This window comes from Kutzneria sp. 744, assembly GCF_000568255.1.
Lineage (GTDB): Bacteria > Actinomycetota > Actinomycetes > Mycobacteriales > Pseudonocardiaceae > Kutzneria.
Genome location: NZ_KK037166.1, coordinates 1,943,463 through 1,946,583, shown reverse-complemented (window position 1 = coordinate 1,946,583; position 3,121 = coordinate 1,943,463). Strand labels below are relative to the sequence as shown.

Sequence of the window (3,121 nt, the reverse complement as noted above, 5' to 3'; positions counted from 1 at the left end):
TCATGGACGAGATGTCCGACGTCTTCAACGGCATGGTCGACCAGCTCGCGCTGTTCACGTCCGAGGTGACCCGGGTGGCCCGCGAGGTGGGCACCGACGGCAAGCTGGGCGGCCAGGCGACGGTGCCGGGCGTGTCGGGCACCTGGAAGGACCTGACCGACTCGGTGAACGCGATGGCCGGCAACCTGACCGGCCAGGTCCGCGACATCGCCGAGGTGGCCACCGCGGTGGCCAAGGGCGACCTGACCCAGAAGATCACCGTGGACGTCAAGGGCGAGATGCTGGCCCTGAAGAACACCATCAACACCATGGTCGACCAGCTGTCCTCGTTCGCCGACGAGGTCACGCGCGTGGCCCGCGAGGTGGGCAGCGAGGGACGGCTGGGCGGTCAGGCGACGGTGCCCGGCGTGGCCGGCACCTGGCGCGACCTCACCACCTCGGTGAACTTCATGGCCGGCAACCTCACCGACCAGGTGCGCAACATCGCCCAGGTGACGACCGCGGTGGCCAAGGGCGACCTGACCCAGAAGATCACCGTCGACGCCCGGGGCGAGATCCTGGAGCTCAAGAACACCATCAACACCATGGTCGACCAGCTGTCGTCCTTCGCCGACGAGGTCACGCGCGTGGCCCGCGAGGTCGGCACCGACGGCATCCTGGGCGGTCAGGCCCAGGTCCCCGGCGTCGGCGGCACGTGGCGGGCGCTGACCACCTCGGTGAACTTCATGGCCGGCAACCTGACCTCCCAGGTGCGGTCCATCGCCCAGGTGACCACGGCGGTGGCCAAGGGCGACCTGACCCAGAAGATCACCGTGGACGTCAAGGGCGAGATGCTGGAGCTGAAGAACACCGTCAACACGATGGTGGACCAGCTCTCCTCGTTCGCCGACGAGGTGACCAAGGTGGCCCGCGAGGTCGGCACCGACGGCAAGCTCGGCGGCCAGGCCGACGTCAAGGGCGTCTCCGGCACCTGGAAGGACCTCACCGACTCGGTCAACGTCATGGCCGACAACCTCACCGACCAGGTGCGGTCCATCGCCCAGGTGACCACGGCCGTGGCCCGCGGCGACCTGTCGCAGAAGATCCGGGTCGACGCCCGGGGCGAGATCCTGGAGCTCAAGGACACCATCAACACCATGGTCGACCAGCTGTCCGCCTTCGCCGACGAGGTGACGCGGGTGGCCCGCGACGTCGGCACGCAGGGCGACCTGGGCGGCCAGGCCATCGTGCGCGGCGTGTCGGGCACCTGGAAGGACCTGACCGACAACGTCAACGTGATGGCGTCCAACCTGACCGGCCAGGTGCGGTCCATCGCCCAGGTGGCGACGGCCGTGGCCGAGGGCGACCTGACCAAGCGGATCCGGGTCGAGGCCAAGGGCGAGGTGGCCAGCCTGGCCGACACCATCAACACGATGGTCGACACCCTGTCGGCCTTCGCGGCCGAGGTCACGCGCGTGGCCCGCGAGGTCGGCACCGAGGGCATGCTGGGCGGCCAGGCCCGGGTGACCGGCGTGTCCGGCACCTGGAAGGACCTCACCGACTCGGTGAACGTCATGGCCGACAACCTGACCTCCCAGGTGCGGTCCATCGCCCAGGTGACCACGGCGGTGGCCCGCGGCGACATGTCCAAGAAGATCGACGTCGACGCGCGCGGCGAGATCCTGGAGCTCAAGACCACCATCAACACGATGGTCGACACGCTGTCGTCCTTCGCCGCGGAGTCCACACGCGTGGCCCGCGAGGTCGGCCGGGAGGGCCGGCTGGGCGTGCAGGCCGAGGTCGAGGGCGTGTCCGGCACCTGGAAGCGGCTCACCGAGAACGTCAACGAGCTGGCCCTGAACCTGACCCGCCAGGTGCGGGCCATCGCCGAGGTGACCAGCGCCGTGGCCACCGGCGACCTGACCCGCTCCATCACCGTGGAGGCGCAGGGCGAGCTGGCCGAGCTCAAGGACAACGTCAACTCGATGGTGCGGTCGCTGCGGGAGACGACCAGGGCCAACGCCGACCAGGACTGGCTCAACACCAACCTGGCCCGCTTCTCCGGGCTCATGCAGGGCCACCGCGAGCTGCGCATCGTGGCCGAGCTGATCATGAACGAGCTGACCCCGCTGGTCGCCGCCCAGCTCGGCACGTTCTTCCTGGCCGAGCCGCACGACGCCGGCGTGACCCTGCGCCTGGTCGCCGGCTACGGCCACGACGACTCGCTGCCCACCGAGTTCCACCTCGGCCAGTCCCTGGTCGGGCAGGTGGCCAGCACCAAGAAGGCGATCCTGGTCGACCAGACGCCGGCCGACTACGTGCGCATCGCCTCCAGCCTCGGCTCAGCCGGCCCGGCCACCCTGATCGTGCTGCCCATCGTGTTCGAGGACCAGGCCCTCGGCGTGATCGAGCTGGCCTCCTTCGGCCGCTTCACGCCGGTCCAGCGGGACTTCCTGGAACAGCTGATGGAGACCATCGGCGTCAACGTGAACACGATCGTCGCCAACGCCCGCACCGACTCGCTGCTGGCCGAGTCCCAGCGGCTGACCCAGGAGCTGCGGGCCCGCTCCGAGCAGCTGCAGGAGCAGCAGGGCGAGCTGCGCCGCTCCAACGCCGAGCTGGCCCGGCAGAACCGCGACATCGAGGTCAAGAACTTCGAGATCGAGCAGGCCCGCCAGGAGCTGGAGGAGCGGGCCCAGCAGCTGGCGCTGACCTCGAAGTACAAGTCCGAGTTCCTGGCCAACATGTCCCACGAGCTGCGCACGCCGCTCAACAGCCTGCTGATCCTGGCCCGGTTGCTGGCCCAGAACCCGACCCGCAACCTCACGCCCAAGCAGGTCGAGTTCGCCAACGTGATCCACTCCGCCGGCACCGACCTGCTCCAGCTGATCGACGACATCCTGGACCTGTCCAAGGTCGAGGCCGGCAAGATGGACATCCACCCGGAGCGCTTCCCGCTGCCGCAGCTGCTGGAGTACGTGCAGGCCACGTTCCAGCCGCTGACCGTGGAGAAGGGCCTCGGCTTCGGCGTGCAGGTGGCGCCGGACGTGCCGGAGACCCTCTACACCGACGAGCCGCGGCTGCGGCAGGTGCTGCGCAACCTGCTGTCCAACGCCGTCAAGTTCACCGAGTCGGGCCGGGT

General features: G+C 69.3%; 1 protein-coding gene. It reads left to right on the top strand.

The annotated features are described in order from the left end of the window. Nucleotides 1–3,121: HAMP domain-containing protein (locus KUTG_RS08570; protein WP_157495533.1), on the top strand; the 3,121-nt coding region annotated here is incomplete at both ends.